This is a genomic window from Aquirhabdus sp. (genome assembly GCF_046462495.1).
Classification (GTDB): domain Bacteria; phylum Pseudomonadota; class Gammaproteobacteria; order Pseudomonadales; family Moraxellaceae; genus Aquirhabdus.
The window spans coordinates 74,597-88,935 of sequence record NZ_JBKGVE010000003.1 but is presented as its reverse complement, the minus strand read 5'-3'; the positions used below and the strand labels follow the sequence as shown (position 1 = coordinate 88,935).

The window sequence follows — 14,339 nt, the reverse complement described above, 5'->3', positions numbered from 1 at the left end:
GGTATTTTGTTTTTTTAGCACTATAAATACAACAAAATATCTATTCCAGTCGCTATAACTATCTTGCCTCTGTCACATAAAAAGCGTTTCATAGAAGGCACCAAGAAGGATTTTAAGAGACCCCAGATATGCCATTTTATCAAGACCCAGATTCGCTCGAAACTCAAGAATGGCAAGAAGCCTTTGATGCAGTAATTAAGAATGTTGGTGTAGATCGTGCCGCTTTTTTGCTTAAAACGCTCTACCAGCAAGCCATTAGTGCCCATGTCCCGATCCAACGCTTCAACACCGCATATATCAATACCATCCCGACTGAAGAAGAGCCGAGTATTCCGGGTGATGCGCATATGGAACGCCGTATTCGCGCCTTGATCCGATGGAATGCGTTGGCGATGGTACTCCGCGCCAATAAAAATAATGATGAACTCGGTGGACACTTAGCAACGTTTGCGTCATCAGCAACGCTCTATGATGTGGGCTTTAACCATGTATTCCGTGCCGCCAATGATCATTTTGGTGGTGACATGATTTATTACCAAGGTCACTCGGCACCCGGTATTTACGCACGGTCCTTTTTGGAAGGACGTCTGACCGAAGAGCAAGTACAGAACTTCCGTCGTGAAGTCGGCGGTAAAGGTTTATCCAGCTATCCGCATCCTTATTTGATGCCGGATTATTGGCAATTCCCAACTGTATCAATGGGCTTGGGACCGATCATGTCGATCTATCAAGCGCATGTGCAAAAGTATCTGATGAACCGTGGCCTACTGGAAACACAAAATCGTAAAGTCTGGGCATTCTTAGGCGATGGTGAGATGGACGAGCCAGAAAGCTTAGGTGCGATTGGTCTGGCTGGTCGTGAAAAGCTCGACAATTTGATCTGGGTGATTAACTGTAATCTACAACGTCTTGATGGCCCTGTGCGCGGTAACGGCAAAATCATTCAGGAGCTAGAGTCCAGTTTCCGCGGTGCCGGCTGGCGTGTGATTAAAGTGGTCTGGGGCCGTCGTTGGGATGCCTTGTTGGCTCGCGATGTGACTGGTGCTTTAAGACAGCGTATGGAGGACGCGGTGGATGGGGAGTACCAAGCGTTTGAAGCGCATGGTGGGGCATATGCTCGTGAGCACTTCTTTGGCAAATACCCAGAACTGGCAGAAATGGTTGCCAACATGTCTGATCAGGAAATCGATGATCTGAATCGCGGTGGTCATGACCCCGTGAAGGTCTATGCAGCCTATGATGCGGCGATGAAAACGGTCGGGCAACCAGTCGTGATTCTGGCGAAGACCGTGAAGGGTTATGGCTTGTCCGATGCAGTGCAAAGCGCCAATAAAAGTCACCAGATCAAAAAAATGGGAATGCCATCGCTACAGTACTTCCGTGATCGTTTCGACTTACCGTTTACCGATGAGGAACTGGAACATCTGCCGCTGTACCGTCCGGCCGAAAACTCTCCAGAAATTCGTTATCTGAATGCACGCCGTGAAGCATTAGGCGGCGCATTACCCGCACGTCGTAGTGGTCATATCCCACTGACGACCCCAGAACTGGAAGATTTTAAAGCGGTTCTGGAAGGTTCTGGAAATAAAGAGCAATCCACGACCATGGTGATGGTACGGATTATCTCGATTTTGCTCAAAAACAAAGATATCGGCTCACGTGTTGTTCCCATTGTGCCGGATGAAGCACGCACTTTTGGTCTGGAAGGCATGTTCCGCCAGTTGGGAATTTACTCAGCCGTGGGTCAGTTGTACACCCCAGAAGACAATGAACAGTTGATGAATTATCGTGAAGATAAAACTGGACATATGCTTGAAGAAGGCATCAACGAGGCGGGCGCAACATCGGCGTGGATTGCACTGGGTACCAGTTATTCGACCAATGCCTTGCCAATGATTCCAATGTATATGTTCTACTCGATGTTTGGCTTCCAGCGTGTGGGTGATTTGATCTGGGCTGCAGGGGATTGCCAAGCACAAGGCTTCTTACTGGGTGCAACCGCAGGTCGTACCACACTCAATGGCGAAGGTTTGCAGCATCAGGATGGACACTCGCATGTCTTGGCAGCGACTGTGCCAAACGTTGTGAGCTACGATCCTTGCTTTGGTTACGAGTTGGCGGTCATCGTGCAGGATGGTTTACGCCGCATGTATTCTGAAGGCGAGCGCGTGCTGTATTACCTCACACTGATGAATGAAAACTATACCCATCCGCCAATGCCAGAAGGCGTGGAAGAGGGGATTCGTAAAGGGTTGTACCTCTTCCAGAAAGAAGAAGATGCAACAGTGCAACTGATAGGCTCTGGTGTGATTCTGCGTGAGGTGATCAAAGCGGCCAAACTATTGAAAGATGAATATGGCATCCATGCTAACGTCTGGAGTGCAACCAGCTTTAATGAGTTGGCGCGTGATGGTATGGCGGTGGACTACCACAACCGCTTGCATCCTCATGATCCTGTTCAAGTCTCTTGGGTCGCAGAACAACTGGCACCGCATAAGGGTGTGGTTTTGGCGGCTACCGATCATATCCGTGCCTATAGCGAACAAATCCGTAGCTTCCTGCCTGATCATCGTCCTTATGTGACTCTGGGTACGGATGGTTTTGGTCGTTCGGATACCCGTGAAAATCTACGTTCATTCTTTGGTGTCGATGCTGCCAACATTGTGGTTGCGGTATTGAAGTTACTGGCTGATGAAGATGAAATTGATGTGCGTTTGGTGAAAGATGCGATTTCAAGTTTTGAGTTAGAGACCACCTTACCACCGCCATGGTTGCCGCAGCCACATCTTGAAAATAACCATGACGCCCCTGCACCGCATGTTCCCGATCAAGCTGCACCGCTTGAAGGCATTGAAGCGGATATTGCCGATGGAGAGCCCGTCGCCGATACCCCTGCAACTTCGCAGGAGGTATCATCATGAGTGCTAACGATCAAAGCTATCAAGTCAAGACCCCAGACTTGGGTGTAGAAAAAGCCGAAGTTTCAGAAATTTTGGTCAAAGTGGGCGATAAGGTTGAAAAGAATCAGAGCTTGCTTGTGGTTGAGTCCGCTAAAGCCAGTGTCGAAGTACCGAGTCCTGCGGATGGTGTGGTTGAAGCCATTCTGATTAAGCTTGGCGACATGGTGCAAGAAGGTGTTGCACTGTTTACGTTGTCTGGTTCGACCGCTACTGCTGCACCTGTGGAAAGTAGGCCTGCTGAGGAAGCAAAACCCGCCGCGCCAGTTGCGGATGTAAAGCCTACGGCTGAGGCGTCATCGACACCAACTTCTCAATCGGTTGAGGTGCCTGATCTTGGTGTTGATCAAGCCGATATTTCTGAGATTCTGGTCAAGGTGGGCGATGTCGTTACTGCGGGTCAAAGTCTAGTGGTGGTTGAGTCTGCCAAGGCCAGCGTCGAAATCCCAAGTCCATCGGCAGGTACGGTTGAAAGTATTGCAGTGACGCAAGGTCAAACGGTCAAGCAAGGCGTTGCATTACTGGTATTAAGCGGTTCTTCTGGTGGCGGTGCGACAAAGATTACGCAATTGTCTGCTTCTGACAAAGATACACAGGCACCAGCCATAGCCATAATAGAAAAAGCTCCGGCTGTTGAGACTAAAGCACAGGCAGTGAGCACGGCACCTCAATCCGCACAAAGCGTGACAGTGAATGAAGACTTAAGTCAAAACGCCGATGTCTATGCAGGACCTGCGGTGAGGCAAACAGCACGTCAGTTAGGTGTCAACCTGACTAAAGTGAAGGCGAGCGGTCTCAATGGTCGTATTCTTAAAGAAGACGTTTATGCTTATGTCAAACAACGGCTCACCACTGCGCCTGCTGCAAGTGCTGGCGGCGGTATATTCACTGCGGCATCTGGTTTACCGCCATTACCAGACCTGAGTAAATGGGGGGCGTCTCACGATGAGCCACTGACCCGTTTGCAGCAGGCGGCGATTCCGCAGTTATCTCTGAATCTGTATATGCCGCAAGTGACGCAGTTTGATCATGCGGATATCACCGAGCTTGAAGCCCTACGCATTGAGCTGAAAGATGGCTATAAGAAAGCCGGGATTGGTTTAACCATTTTGGCGTTCATTGCTAAAGCAACAGCGCATTTGTTGCTGCAAGAGCCACGTTTCAATAGCCATTTAAATGACGATAACAAGTCCATTAAAGTGCGTGAAGAAATTCACTTGGGTATTGCAGTTGCTACGGATGATGGGTTGATCGTGCCTGTGCTGCGCAATCCAGATCGTTTGAGCATTCGTGAGATCGCCAAACAATTGGGTGAGCTGGGTCAAAAGGCTCGCGATAAGAAACTGGGGCCGAATGACCTGTCCGGTGCAACCTTTACCATTTCCAGTTTAGGTGCTATGGGCGGCACAGGCTTTACCCCACTGGTGAATTGGCCGCAAGTGGCGATCTTAGGCTTGTCACCTGCGGCGATGCAGCCGATTTGGGATGGTCAGACCTTCCAGCCACGCCTGATGTTGCCATTGTCATTGTCTTATGATCATCGTGTGATTAATGGCGTGGATGCTGCCCGTTTTGCACGGGCTCTAGCTGTGTTATTGGGCGACTTAAGGCGGGTGCTGTTGTAATTGCAGTTGTAACTGCAATATCTTGAAAATACGTTAGAATGAGAAGTAGTACACTAAGGACTGGTTAAATCGATCAGTCCTTATTTTTTTATAAATAAATATAACGGTTCATTATGTCTCTTATTAAAAATAGTTTTGCAGTATTAGGCGTGATTGCAGTAGGTGTTGTCGGGGCTGATTTTTTAATGCCGGAAGAACAGCATGTCAAGCTCAAGACTGCGGTGATGCATCTGATCAAATCTGATCAAGCTGAATCCGTGGGTAAAATTACGGTCTATGAGTCGCAAGGCAAGCGCGGAGAAGCAGCTTTTTCTGATAAACAGCATGGTCAAGCGCGACCTCGCGTTGTGGACACGACCAAAGGCACGACGTTTCATACCGAGTTGTCCAAGCAAGAACCCGATCAAGAAGGATCAAATTTCAAACCCACGCCATTACAACAAAAGGCTGCGGCATTCAAACAAGCTCAAATGGATCACATCATCAATCAGTGATGGTTTCATCTCATTCTAAGGTCAATGCCTGAGCAGGGAAGTGCAGTGTGCTATCACGGATCACAATTGGTAGCGGCGTGGTGGGTGGGAATATCTGTAGCTTCAGCTCTGAATACATCGGAGCTGCGATATCGCGATGAATGGGGATGAGCGAATGCAGTGTTTCGTGAATGTTGGCATGCGTCGTTTGGTTAAACTGAAGCTTCATCGGGCCGTTGTAATCAAATTTCACATGACTATCTACGGGCACATTGAGTGCGATGGGCAGGTTGAATTCCAGGGGTAAGCGAATCTTGATGGGTAGGGTTGGTAAAAAACGACTCTGATAAATCAGATCGGTTGTGGCTTCAATATCCGTATAGCTATGGATCGGGATGGTCTGATTCACTTTAAGGGTAAAGCGCACAGGGACATCGGCTTTCATCTCAATATTACTCTCGGCATCGTAATGCAGTGGGATTGCAAAATCCTGATGAATTGGGACGTCGGCATGGAGCTGTCCATCGAGTCGAATTTTGACGATATTGGTGATATTCGCGTCTGCATCAAGCTGCTTCGGTAATACGATGGTTGCAGGTTGATTCTTCAACTGCAACTCAATGAACAAACTGCGATATAACCAAAATCCTAGACTTCCCCCGAGCGCAATGAGCCCCAGAAAGCCAAGTCCAAATAGCAGAATATGTAGGCTACGCATTTAGGGTTTGGCCTGAGGTGTGTTACTTGTCTCGCTTGGTGGTGCTATGAGCAGGTCTTCAAGCTGTGCTTGAGTCTTGGGGGTGGGTGATGTCGAATTTTTGGTATGTAGCTTAATCGTGCGCAGTGGGATATTCAGCTCGGTTCGCTTAATCATCATATCTAGTGGCTGATCAATATGAATTGTTGTTTCCAGATCGGACTTAACAGGCACCGACATCATGCCACTGACTGGGATGGTAGTATGGATGTCGGCCTTCAGTGGCACGTGTAGACTCTGCTTGAGTTTGGCTTTCAATGGTGTGGTAAATTTTAAGTCGATATCCTGATCAACCGGCACATTCAATTCAATCGGAATGGCTGTCTTGATTGGAATATCCCCGCGCAGTGGTAGCGTGATATAGCGTCCCAGTACTTTCACTTGAACTTGGGAGTCGACGTGGATCACTTGATCCAGTGGAATCGTATCTTTGATCGGGATATTCATCTTGATTGGCATTTTGCTGTCGAAAGTTGCCAGAATATTTAAGGTATCGTCGATAGGTACCGTGATTGTTTGATTGACAGGGGCGACAGTCTCGATCTTGCCTTGTAGCATGATATCAAGGTTATTGAGAATTTTAGCTCGGGCAGGAAAAACGGGTGGGAGCTCAACCGTGGCTTTTTGATCTTGGATGAGTAGTTTGGCATCGACATGTTTGAATATAAACCAACTGGCAAACATTCCCCCTAAGATCGCTGCGATCAGAATCAGGCAAATTAAGAGAATCAAGGTTTTTCTGGATTGGGTCAACATAGCCAATGACGAGCGTTAGGATACTATCCTACATATTTTATAGCACTTGTCTTACAAGAAGTCAGATGTTTGTTGGTGTTTTTAGAGGAATATGGTATCAAAAATCCTAACTGATCGTAGCCTTTGCGGTCAAATTTCGTATTTTTAGTTTAAGTATTGTTGGACAATTTATTTTAATTGAATCGCTAGTAGTACTCAGAGAAGATGTTGATCAGTATTCAGTGGCAAATTGATCGTTATTCATGACGTACATGCAACAGGTTACAGACTAATGAGTTGCCCTTGTGTATAATGCCGCATTGAAATTACAGTGTTATAAGCACCATGAGGACACCATGCTGACTATCGTACAAGAAGCCCTCACCTTCGACGACGTGTTGTTACTTCCTGCTTTTTCCAACGTACTCCCTAAAGATGTGTCGCTCAAGACGCGTTTAACGCGCGGCATTGATCTGAATATTCCTCTTGTTTCTGCTGCGATGGATACTGTGACTGAATCCCGTATGGCGATTGCGATTGCACAAGAAGGCGGTATTGGGATCCTTCATAAAAATATGGATATCGCAGCGCAAGCCGCTGAAGTCCGTCGTGTTAAGAAATTCGAAGCGGGAATGGTAAAAGATCCGATTACCGTTAGCCCTGATTTAAGTGTAGGCGAGCTTATCGCATTGACTACTGCTCATCGTATTAGCGGTGTACCCGTTGTGGTTGGTGACAAAGTAGTGGGTATCGTGACTAGCCGCGATATGCGCTTTGAAACTAATCTTGAGCAGCCTGTCAGTAACATCATGACCCCGCAAAACCAATTGGTTACGGTGCGTGAAGGCGAATCAAGCGAACATATCAAAGGGTTGTTACATCAGCATCGTATTGAAAAAGTGCTGGTGATTGGCGATGACTACACCCTTAAAGGTTTAATCACCGTTAACGACTTCCGCAAAGCGGAACTCTATCCAAGCGCTTGTAAAGACCATTTGGGTCGTTTACGTGTTGGCGCAGCAGTAGGTACAGGTAAAGAGACTCCAGATCGTGTGATCGCGTTGATTGAAGCTGGTGCCGATGTATTGGTGGTTGATACTGCACATGGTCATTCCAACGGTGTGATTGAGCGTGTACGCTGGATTAAACGCGAGTTTCCAAATATTCAAGTGATTGGTGGCAATATCGCAACTGGCGATGCTGCACTTGCATTGCTTGATGCGGGTGCAGATGCCGTGAAAGTCGGTATTGGCCCTGGTTCGATCTGTACCACTCGTATTGTTGCTGGGATCGGTGTACCGCAGATTTCTGCAGTGGATAACGTTGCCCGCGCACTGAAAGAGCAGATTCCACTGATTGCGGATGGCGGTATTCGTTACTCTGGTGACGTAGCCAAGGCAATCGCTGCGGGTGCAAGCTGTATCATGGTCGGTTCATTGCTTGCGGGTACTGAAGAAGCTCCGGGTGAAGTTGAACTCTTCCAGGGTCGTTACTTCAAGGCTTATCGTGGCATGGGTTCACTCGGTGCGATGTCTGGTCTGTCAGGCTCCAGTGATCGTTACTTCCAGGATGCCAAAGATGGTGTTGAGAAGTTGGTGCCAGAGGGCATTGAAGGCCGTGTACCGTATAAAGGCCCAATGAGCGGTATCGTGCATCAGTTGGTGGGTGGTCTGCGTTCTTCGATGGGTTATACCGGTTCTAAAGACATTCCGACGATGCGTAGCGAACCGAAGTTCGTCAAGATCACCGCTGCAGGTATGCAAGAGTCGCATGTGCATGACGTAACCATTACCAAAGAAGCGCCGAACTATCGCGTGGGTTGATGGATTGTTGTTTAAAGAAAAAACCAGCATTCGTGCTGGTTTTTTTATGCGCTTAGATAGTGGGACCTACCCAATTCTTCTGTACAGGAAATCCTTGCTCACGCCAAGTCTGAAAACAGGTAAAGCCCATCTGCGACCATTGGCTGTCATCCATCAGCGTCTCTACGTCCTCGACTAGATGGAAAACCTCAATCGCGCCTTCTTCACTGCCGATGACCCGATCGGCTTGATCTGGAGTGAGTGCAAAAGCAAGTGGAGTAAATTGAATGGCACCTGTATCGGGCTCATGAATCATATAAATGGGTGGTAGATCATCAACAAAGTTTGCACTAAGAGTGAGTAAGTCAATCCCAGCTTCTTCTTGAAGTTCGGCGATCAAGGTGTCGATGAGCGCGCCATGGCCCAGACTGTCGCGATCTGGTGAGAAGTGCCCACCAAAAGCCGAGAGTTTATGGGGGTAAGTATCAACTAAACTTGAGCGACGTTGCAAGATCACTTGCTGGCGTTCAGGGCAACAGAGCAGGGTACCACTGCCTATGGCCGCGAGAATCATGCGGTGCTTACGCAGTGTTTTAATCGCGGCATAGTCGCTAATAACATAGGATAAACAGGTCATATCGGGATGAATCTGGACGGTACAAATCGCCTGACGTTCGACATAGCCACCACTGGATAAAATATTGCTTTTAAGCTGAGTCGCCTCTGCATCATGTTCTGTAGACAAAATGAGCACGCCCATAGAGCTACAGGTGGGAATGGTCTTGAGCGGTGTCGCATTTTTCAAAGCTTACTCCAAAATCAATCTTTTCAGATATTACCTGCGGCAGTGGGATCGCAGTGCCTGATCATTGATTTCTATCGTACGATAGAACGAGTGAATTTTGCGTGAAATCGGTGTGGAATTGTTTGAAAGATGTGATATCTGTTGATTATTGCATCATCAGTCGCGCTTTCATTTGCGTCCGAGATACATAATTTGTCACAATCAACGCATTAATAAAAGAACAGGAAATTAGGCATGAGTCACTTTGGAACTGACGGGATCCGTGGCAAATTTGGTGATGATCCGATTACGCCTGAGTTTGCATTAAAATTAGGTTATGCGGCAGGTAAAGTCCTTGCGGCACAAGGGCGGGCGCAAGTGATGGTGGGGAAAGATACCCGGCTGTCAGGTTATGTGCTTGAGGCTGCGCTGCAAGCGGGCCTCAATGCTGCAGGTGTGAATGTGCGTTTGCTCGGACCGCTACCGACGCCAGCCATTGCCCACCTGACCCGTGCATTTCACGCGGATGCTGGCATTGTGATTTCCGCGTCGCATAATCCCTATTTTGATAATGGGATTAAGTTTTTCTCTGGCGAAGGGAAGAAGCTGGATGACGCAGTACAAAATGAGATCAGTGCCCAACTCGCATTGCCGATTACCATTGAAGCACCAGATCAATTGGGTAAAACCAATCGTATTACCGATGCAGCGGGGCGGTATATTGAGTTCTGTAAGTCAACCTTTCCCTATAACTTAAGTCTACGCGGTGTAAAGATCGTGATTGATTGTGCCAATGGTGCAGGCTATGTCGTCGCCCCGGCCGTTCTACGTGAATTGGGTGCTACCGTGATTCCGATTTTTAATGCGCCGAATGGTTTGAATATCAACGACGGTTGCGGTTCAACTCATCCCCAAGCACTGCAAAAAGCTGTGGTTGAGAATGGTGCTGATATCGGCATTGCACTCGATGGTGACGGTGATCGTATTGTGATGGTCGATCATCGCGGTGAACTGGTCGATGGAGATAGTATTTTGTATGTACTGGCCACGCGTCCGAGTCAACCCGCGCCGGGTGTGGTCGGAACACTAATGAGTAACATGGGACTGGAGCTCGCACTGCGTGATCAGAACATTGCCTTTAAACGCGCCAACGTCGGTGACCGCTATGTCATGGCGGCATTGGATGAGGCGGGCTGGCAATTGGGTGGAGAGGCATCAGGTCATATCCTGTGTCTGGACAAGAGCACGACTGGTGACGCGCTGATCGCGGGGCTGCAAGTCCTGTCTGCGGTGATTGAGCAGGGCAAATCTCTGGCGGAGCTCACCTCTGTGCTGAAAGTCTTCCCACAAGTGTTGGTCAATGTGCGTTTGGCAGAAATGCGTGATCCCTTTGCGGATGAAGTACTAAAAGAGGCCTTTGCCAAGGCAGAAGCATCGCTAGCGGGTCGTGGTCGATTGCTGATTCGTAAATCTGGTACTGAGCCGATGATTCGGGTCATGGTTGAGGGCGAGAACGAAGTTCAAGTGACCAAGCTTGCCAATGATCTGGCCGACCTAGTACGCACACGTCTAAGCTGATTGCTTTTGTTTTCTTAGTTTTTTTATTGAGTGCTGAAGGCATGACGGATTTAACCAAGTTAACCCATCGAAGTGATTTGGCTTCTTTACGTCAGTCTTATGAGAAAGGGGCGCTGCATCGTGCGGATGTGGACCCCAATCCTTTTAAGCAGTTTAAACGCTGGTTTGATCATGCCCTCACCAGCAATCAAAAAGAACCTTATGCCATGACCTTGGCGACCGCCAACATGTCAGGTCGCCCGAGTGCCAGAACGGTACTGCTACGCCAATTTGATGAGCATGGTGCGGTGTTCTATAGCAACTATGATAGTCATAAAGGCGAAGACTTGGCGAATAACCCATATGCTGAAGTGCTGCTCTTTTGGAATGAGCTTGAGCAACAGATCCGAATAGCCGGTCCAGTTGAAAAGCTGACAGAAGCAGAGTCAACAGCGTACTTTCATAGCCGTCCACATGGTAGCCAAGTTGCCGCATGTGCGAGTTTGCCACAAAGCGGTGTGATTGCGACCCGTGATGTTCTAGATCAGCGTTTTAAAGATTTATTGCAGCAATATCCTGAAGGCTCTGTCGTTCCAAAACCTGAGTTCTGGGGCGGCTACCGCATATTGCCCGAAGTCTTTGAGTTCTGGCAGGGGCGAAAAAGCCGTTTGCATGACCGTCTGCAATATCGCCTAGTAGATGATATCGAGACGGCGCCCACAACTCAGAAGTGGGTCATTGAACGATTGATGCCTTAAGCTTCAAGGCATGCTCATATTTACTTCACCAATGCCGCGGTGACAATGACTTCAACTAATAGTGAGGGATCAGCAAGCTTGGCTTCGCTGGTTGCGCGTGCTGGGGTATGACCTTCAGGAACCCATGCGTCATATACGCTATTCATGCCAGCAAAATCAGAAATGTCTTTGAGCCAGATAATCACTTGCAAAATGTGCTGCCGCGAAGAACCGGCTTCAATGAGGAATTTATCCACTAAAGCCAGTGCTTCAGCGGTTTGTGCTTCTACTGTTTTGCCGGTTTCACCGACTTGACCTGCAAGATAAACCGTATCGCCATGAATCACGATTTCACTCATGCGAGGCCCAACATGTTTACGAATAATACTCATCAGTGACTCCTGAATAGAAAAATATGTAATGTGCGAATATCCACAATAAAAAATGCCCCAAAACAGGGGCATTTTTTCGCTCAAAACATTAGAGCTTACTTTTTAGCAGCTTCGATTGATTTGAGGATTTCTTGACGTGCAACTTCAGCACCTTGCCATCCGCTGATTTTGACCCATTTGCCTGGCTCAAGATCTTTATAATGTGTGAAGAAGTGTTCGATTTGCTTGATCAATAATGGTGGCAAATCGGTATATTCTTTAACATCTTTGTAGATGGGGGTCAATTTGTCGTGTGGAACTGCAATGAGTTTCGCATCGATACCGCCATCATCTTCCATGTCGAGTTTACCAACAACACGTGCACGGATTACTGAACCCGCAACGACTGGATACGGGGTAACAACCAACACGTCTAGTGGGTCGCCATCTTCTGACAGGGTGTTTGGAATATAACCGTAGTTCGCTGGGTAGAACATGGGTGTACCCATGAAACGATCAACGAAAAGCGCGTCAGAATCTTTGTCGATTTCGTATTTGATTGGATCGTTATTTGCTGGGATCTCGATTACGACATAGATGTCATGTGGAACATCTTTGCCAGCTGGAATGTTGTTATAGCTCATCGCATACACTCATTAAGTCTAGAATAGGAAATTTTGCGCTACGTATTATAGCGACAAATCACGTCAATGTTTGAGTTTGCATGTTAGCAATGCGTTAAATTTTTTGAAAACCCGATTTAACGCATGCTTTGGGAACATGAATTAGCCAGCAGTTGCAGACATGTAGAGCAGGAGTAGCGGACAAGCAAAGCCCAAAAGCCAAATAATTGAGCGTAATGTCGCCAAGTCAGCAAGATAAGTGACGATGTAAAAGATGCGCAGTAAGACATAAGTCCATGCGAGTTGATTAATCACATGCTGATTAATCACCATATATTCAGCCATCAAAACCGCAGCCAAAAACACAGGCAAGGTTTCATAACTGTTCATTTGAGCGGCTTGGGCACGCGCTGCGATACCAGTCAGATTCTTTTGGAAATCACGGGGATTATGATTGTCGTTGAGCTTAAATTTGCCCAGTATCTTGGAGATTTGTGCGGTAAAGAAGGGTAGAACGCTGGCGGCGATCATGGCATAGATGGCATAAGAGAGCGCGTGCATGTTATGAGATTCAGTGATTTGTATATCTTAAGTATGCCATGAGAAGCATAAAATTTTCTGCAATCAGTTGCGAATATTGAAAATTCCTTCCTGAGCAATGATCGGGGCACGGTCAAGATTTTTGGGCACGATGCCAAATGATTCCTGCGGTGCTGTCACACCACTGCTCAGCGCGATTGAGCGTGCAATAAATGTTACTCCGTATTTTAAGAGTCGGGGGAACTTTGAGACACTTTGGGTTTCGAAGTGGAAACGGTTTTGAGCTTGAGACAAATCTTGCTGAGATTCCTGACAGCAGTCACGATCAAACCCCTTTTGACGAAAGTGGGTATCGTGCAGGGGTGCGGGCTGGATTAAAGGAGCCACATCTACGCTACTCAGATTATTCAGCATCTGCTGAGGCATCGGGGTGCCTAATTCTGCATAAACCGTTGTAGAAGATATACAAAGTAGACAATACAGCCAGATTTTTCCGTCCATAGATCATCGCGCTATAAGTAGAGGTTCTCGTCCATTATATAGACAAATGATCTTTTTCATAACCCCAACCTTTCACCTCTGACTCAATGGTCAATGCACGTCGCTGAGTTTTAAACCCATAATCCCGGTCAAGATCAATGCAATGCACATGAGGCGAATCGGCGAGGGGCTTTCCTGCAAGAATACAATGCCTACAGCCGTTACGCCCACTGAGCCCAATCCCGCCCAAACAGCATATGCAGTCCCGATAGGGATGTGCTTTGTACCTTGTGCAAGCAAGAAGATACTGGCAAAGGTTGCGATGAAGCACAGCACGCTAGGGATGAGCTTGGTGAGCCCATCGGAGTATTTGAGTAAGAGTACAAAGGCTATTTCTACCATTCCTGCTGCTGCGATAAAAAGCCACGCCATGACACCTATACCCACATTGATTTTCAGACAGCTTAGCGCTATGGTCACTTGTAGACCAGTACGCACTTTTGAGTAACCATGAACTCTCTTACAAAAAGCTTACGCCAGCCTGAAAGCAACATGGATTCAACGATACCGCTCTCTGCGGCAGAGCAGTTCATCCAAGCCTGCCCATCACGGCAACTGATAGAGGTGATTTCCAATAAATGGATTCTGTATATTATCTGGGCACTGGATTCCGGCACGATGCGTAACAATGAACTACTGCGTAAAATCGAAATCATTTCACAGAAAATGCTGACGCAAACATTGAAAGAAATGATTCAACAGGGCTGGGTAATCCGCACGGATTATCAAACAGTGCCGCCGCATGTGGACTATCGCTTGAGTTCTTTAGGGATGTCGTTAAGTGAGGTTTTGCGACCACTTGATGTTTGGGCCGCAGCGAATATTAAGTAAGTACTGG

At 47.5% G+C, this 14,339-nt stretch carries 15 protein-coding genes; 7 read left to right on the top strand and 8 right to left on the bottom strand.

What is annotated here, in order from left to right:
- Positions 1 to 128 precede the first annotated feature (128 nt).
- The 3 genes from aceE to ACLHG7_RS02105 all read left to right on the top strand — a co-directional run bounded on the left by aceE (position 129) and on the right by ACLHG7_RS02105 (position 5,076).
- Positions 129 to 2,921, top strand: coding sequence for a pyruvate dehydrogenase (acetyl-transferring), homodimeric type (gene aceE, locus ACLHG7_RS02115; protein ID WP_410209431.1), 2,793 nt, complete (start codon positions 129 to 131; stop codon positions 2,919 to 2,921).
- Positions 2,918 to 4,582 (top strand): 2-oxo acid dehydrogenase subunit E2, encoded by a 1,665-nt coding sequence (locus ACLHG7_RS02110; protein WP_410209430.1) that lies wholly within the window; start codon positions 2,918 to 2,920, stop codon positions 4,580 to 4,582. Before aceE ends, ACLHG7_RS02110 begins: the two co-directional genes overlap by 4 nt.
- A 113-nt stretch (positions 4,583 to 4,695) precedes the next feature.
- Positions 4,696 to 5,076: a hypothetical protein gene (locus tag ACLHG7_RS02105; RefSeq protein WP_410209429.1), complete on the top strand. Its 381-nt coding sequence runs from the start codon at positions 4,696 to 4,698 to the stop codon at positions 5,074 to 5,076.
- Between the two features lie 10 nt (positions 5,077 to 5,086).
- Here ACLHG7_RS02105 and ACLHG7_RS02100 read toward each other — a convergent pair whose 3' ends face one another.
- A complete protein-coding gene (locus tag ACLHG7_RS02100) occupies positions 5,087 to 5,773 on the bottom strand; it encodes a hypothetical protein (protein ID WP_410209428.1) in 687 nt (228 codons plus the stop codon).
- Positions 5,774 to 6,568, bottom strand: a complete 795-nt coding sequence (locus ACLHG7_RS02095) for a hypothetical protein (protein ID WP_410209427.1) — start codon at positions 6,566 to 6,568, stop codon at positions 5,774 to 5,776.
- A gap of 335 nt (positions 6,569 to 6,903) precedes the next feature.
- Between ACLHG7_RS02095 and guaB the strand changes: the two genes are divergently transcribed.
- Entirely contained in the window at positions 6,904 to 8,370 is a 1,467-nt protein-coding gene (gene guaB / locus ACLHG7_RS02090; protein ID WP_114899581.1) for an IMP dehydrogenase, read from the top strand.
- 52 nt (positions 8,371 to 8,422) lie between these two features.
- Here the strand turns inward: guaB and ACLHG7_RS02085 are convergent, their stop codons facing one another.
- On the bottom strand, positions 8,423 to 9,154 hold the full coding sequence (locus ACLHG7_RS02085; RefSeq protein WP_410209426.1) for a hypothetical protein: 732 nt from the start codon (positions 9,152 to 9,154) through the stop codon (positions 8,423 to 8,425).
- A gap of 234 nt (positions 9,155 to 9,388) precedes the next feature.
- On the opposite strand from ACLHG7_RS02085, the gene glmM reads away from it, so the two are divergent.
- Together glmM and pdxH are read left to right on the top strand one after the other, a co-directional pair.
- Positions 9,389 to 10,711: a phosphoglucosamine mutase gene (gene glmM / locus ACLHG7_RS02080; protein WP_410209425.1), complete on the top strand. Its 1,323-nt coding sequence runs from the start codon at positions 9,389 to 9,391 to the stop codon at positions 10,709 to 10,711.
- A gap of 41 nt (positions 10,712 to 10,752) precedes the next feature.
- Positions 10,753 to 11,448 (top strand): pyridoxamine 5'-phosphate oxidase, encoded by a 696-nt coding sequence (gene pdxH, locus ACLHG7_RS02075; protein WP_410209424.1) that lies wholly within the window; start codon positions 10,753 to 10,755, stop codon positions 11,446 to 11,448.
- 20 nt (positions 11,449 to 11,468) lie between these two features.
- Here pdxH and ACLHG7_RS02070 read toward each other — a convergent pair whose 3' ends face one another.
- From ACLHG7_RS02070 to ACLHG7_RS02050, 5 genes are all read right to left on the bottom strand, one after another.
- Complete coding sequence (locus tag ACLHG7_RS02070; protein ID WP_410209423.1) at positions 11,469 to 11,819, bottom strand: RidA family protein; 351 nt, start codon at positions 11,817 to 11,819, stop codon at positions 11,469 to 11,471.
- A 95-nt stretch (positions 11,820 to 11,914) separates the two neighbouring features.
- Entirely contained in the window at positions 11,915 to 12,442 is a 528-nt protein-coding gene (gene ppa, locus ACLHG7_RS02065; RefSeq protein WP_410209422.1) for an inorganic diphosphatase, read from the bottom strand.
- Between the two features lie 141 nt (positions 12,443 to 12,583).
- Positions 12,584 to 12,982 carry an MAPEG family protein gene (locus tag ACLHG7_RS02060; RefSeq protein WP_410209421.1) on the bottom strand — a complete coding sequence of 133 codons (399 nt, stop codon included), beginning with the start codon at positions 12,980 to 12,982 and terminating at the stop codon, positions 12,584 to 12,586.
- Positions 12,983 to 13,045: 63 nt separating this feature from the next.
- On the bottom strand, positions 13,046 to 13,462 hold the full coding sequence (locus tag ACLHG7_RS02055) for a hypothetical protein (protein WP_410209420.1): 417 nt from the start codon (positions 13,460 to 13,462) through the stop codon (positions 13,046 to 13,048).
- Positions 13,463 to 13,552: 90 nt separating this feature from the next.
- Positions 13,553 to 13,939 (bottom strand): DMT family transporter, encoded by a 387-nt coding sequence (locus ACLHG7_RS02050; RefSeq protein ID WP_410209419.1) that lies wholly within the window; start codon positions 13,937 to 13,939, stop codon positions 13,553 to 13,555.
- Positions 13,940 to 13,951: 12 nt separating this feature from the next.
- Between ACLHG7_RS02050 and ACLHG7_RS02045 the strand changes: the two genes are divergently transcribed.
- A complete protein-coding gene (locus ACLHG7_RS02045; protein WP_410209418.1) occupies positions 13,952 to 14,332 on the top strand; it encodes a winged helix-turn-helix transcriptional regulator in 381 nt (126 codons plus the stop codon).
- The last annotated feature ends 7 nt before the right edge of the window (positions 14,333 to 14,339 follow it).

Coding starts and splice junctions, on each gene's coding strand:
- glmM (WP_410209425.1), top strand. CDS start 9,389: ATGAGTCACTTTGGAACTGACGGGATCCGTGGCAAATTTGGTGATGAT.
- ACLHG7_RS02110 (WP_410209430.1), top strand. CDS start 2,918: ATGAGTGCTAACGATCAAAGCTATCAAGTCAAGACCCCAGACTTGGGT.
- ACLHG7_RS02100 (WP_410209428.1), bottom strand. CDS start 5,773: ATGCGTAGCCTACATATTCTGCTATTTGGACTTGGCTTTCTGGGGCTC.
- ACLHG7_RS02095 (WP_410209427.1), bottom strand. CDS start 6,568: ATGTTGACCCAATCCAGAAAAACCTTGATTCTCTTAATTTGCCTGATT.
- ACLHG7_RS02070 (WP_410209423.1), bottom strand. CDS start 11,819: ATGAGTATTATTCGTAAACATGTTGGGCCTCGCATGAGTGAAATCGTG.
- guaB (WP_114899581.1), top strand. CDS start 6,904: ATGCTGACTATCGTACAAGAAGCCCTCACCTTCGACGACGTGTTGTTA.
- aceE (WP_410209431.1), top strand. CDS start 129: ATGCCATTTTATCAAGACCCAGATTCGCTCGAAACTCAAGAATGGCAA.
- ACLHG7_RS02060 (WP_410209421.1), bottom strand. CDS start 12,982: ATGCACGCGCTCTCTTATGCCATCTATGCCATGATCGCCGCCAGCGTT.
- ACLHG7_RS02045 (WP_410209418.1), top strand. CDS start 13,952: ATGAACTCTCTTACAAAAAGCTTACGCCAGCCTGAAAGCAACATGGAT.
- ACLHG7_RS02055 (WP_410209420.1), bottom strand. CDS start 13,462: ATGGACGGAAAAATCTGGCTGTATTGTCTACTTTGTATATCTTCTACA.
- ACLHG7_RS02105 (WP_410209429.1), top strand. CDS start 4,696: ATGTCTCTTATTAAAAATAGTTTTGCAGTATTAGGCGTGATTGCAGTA.
- pdxH (WP_410209424.1), top strand. CDS start 10,753: ATGACGGATTTAACCAAGTTAACCCATCGAAGTGATTTGGCTTCTTTA.
- ppa (WP_410209422.1), bottom strand. CDS start 12,442: ATGAGCTATAACAACATTCCAGCTGGCAAAGATGTTCCACATGACATC.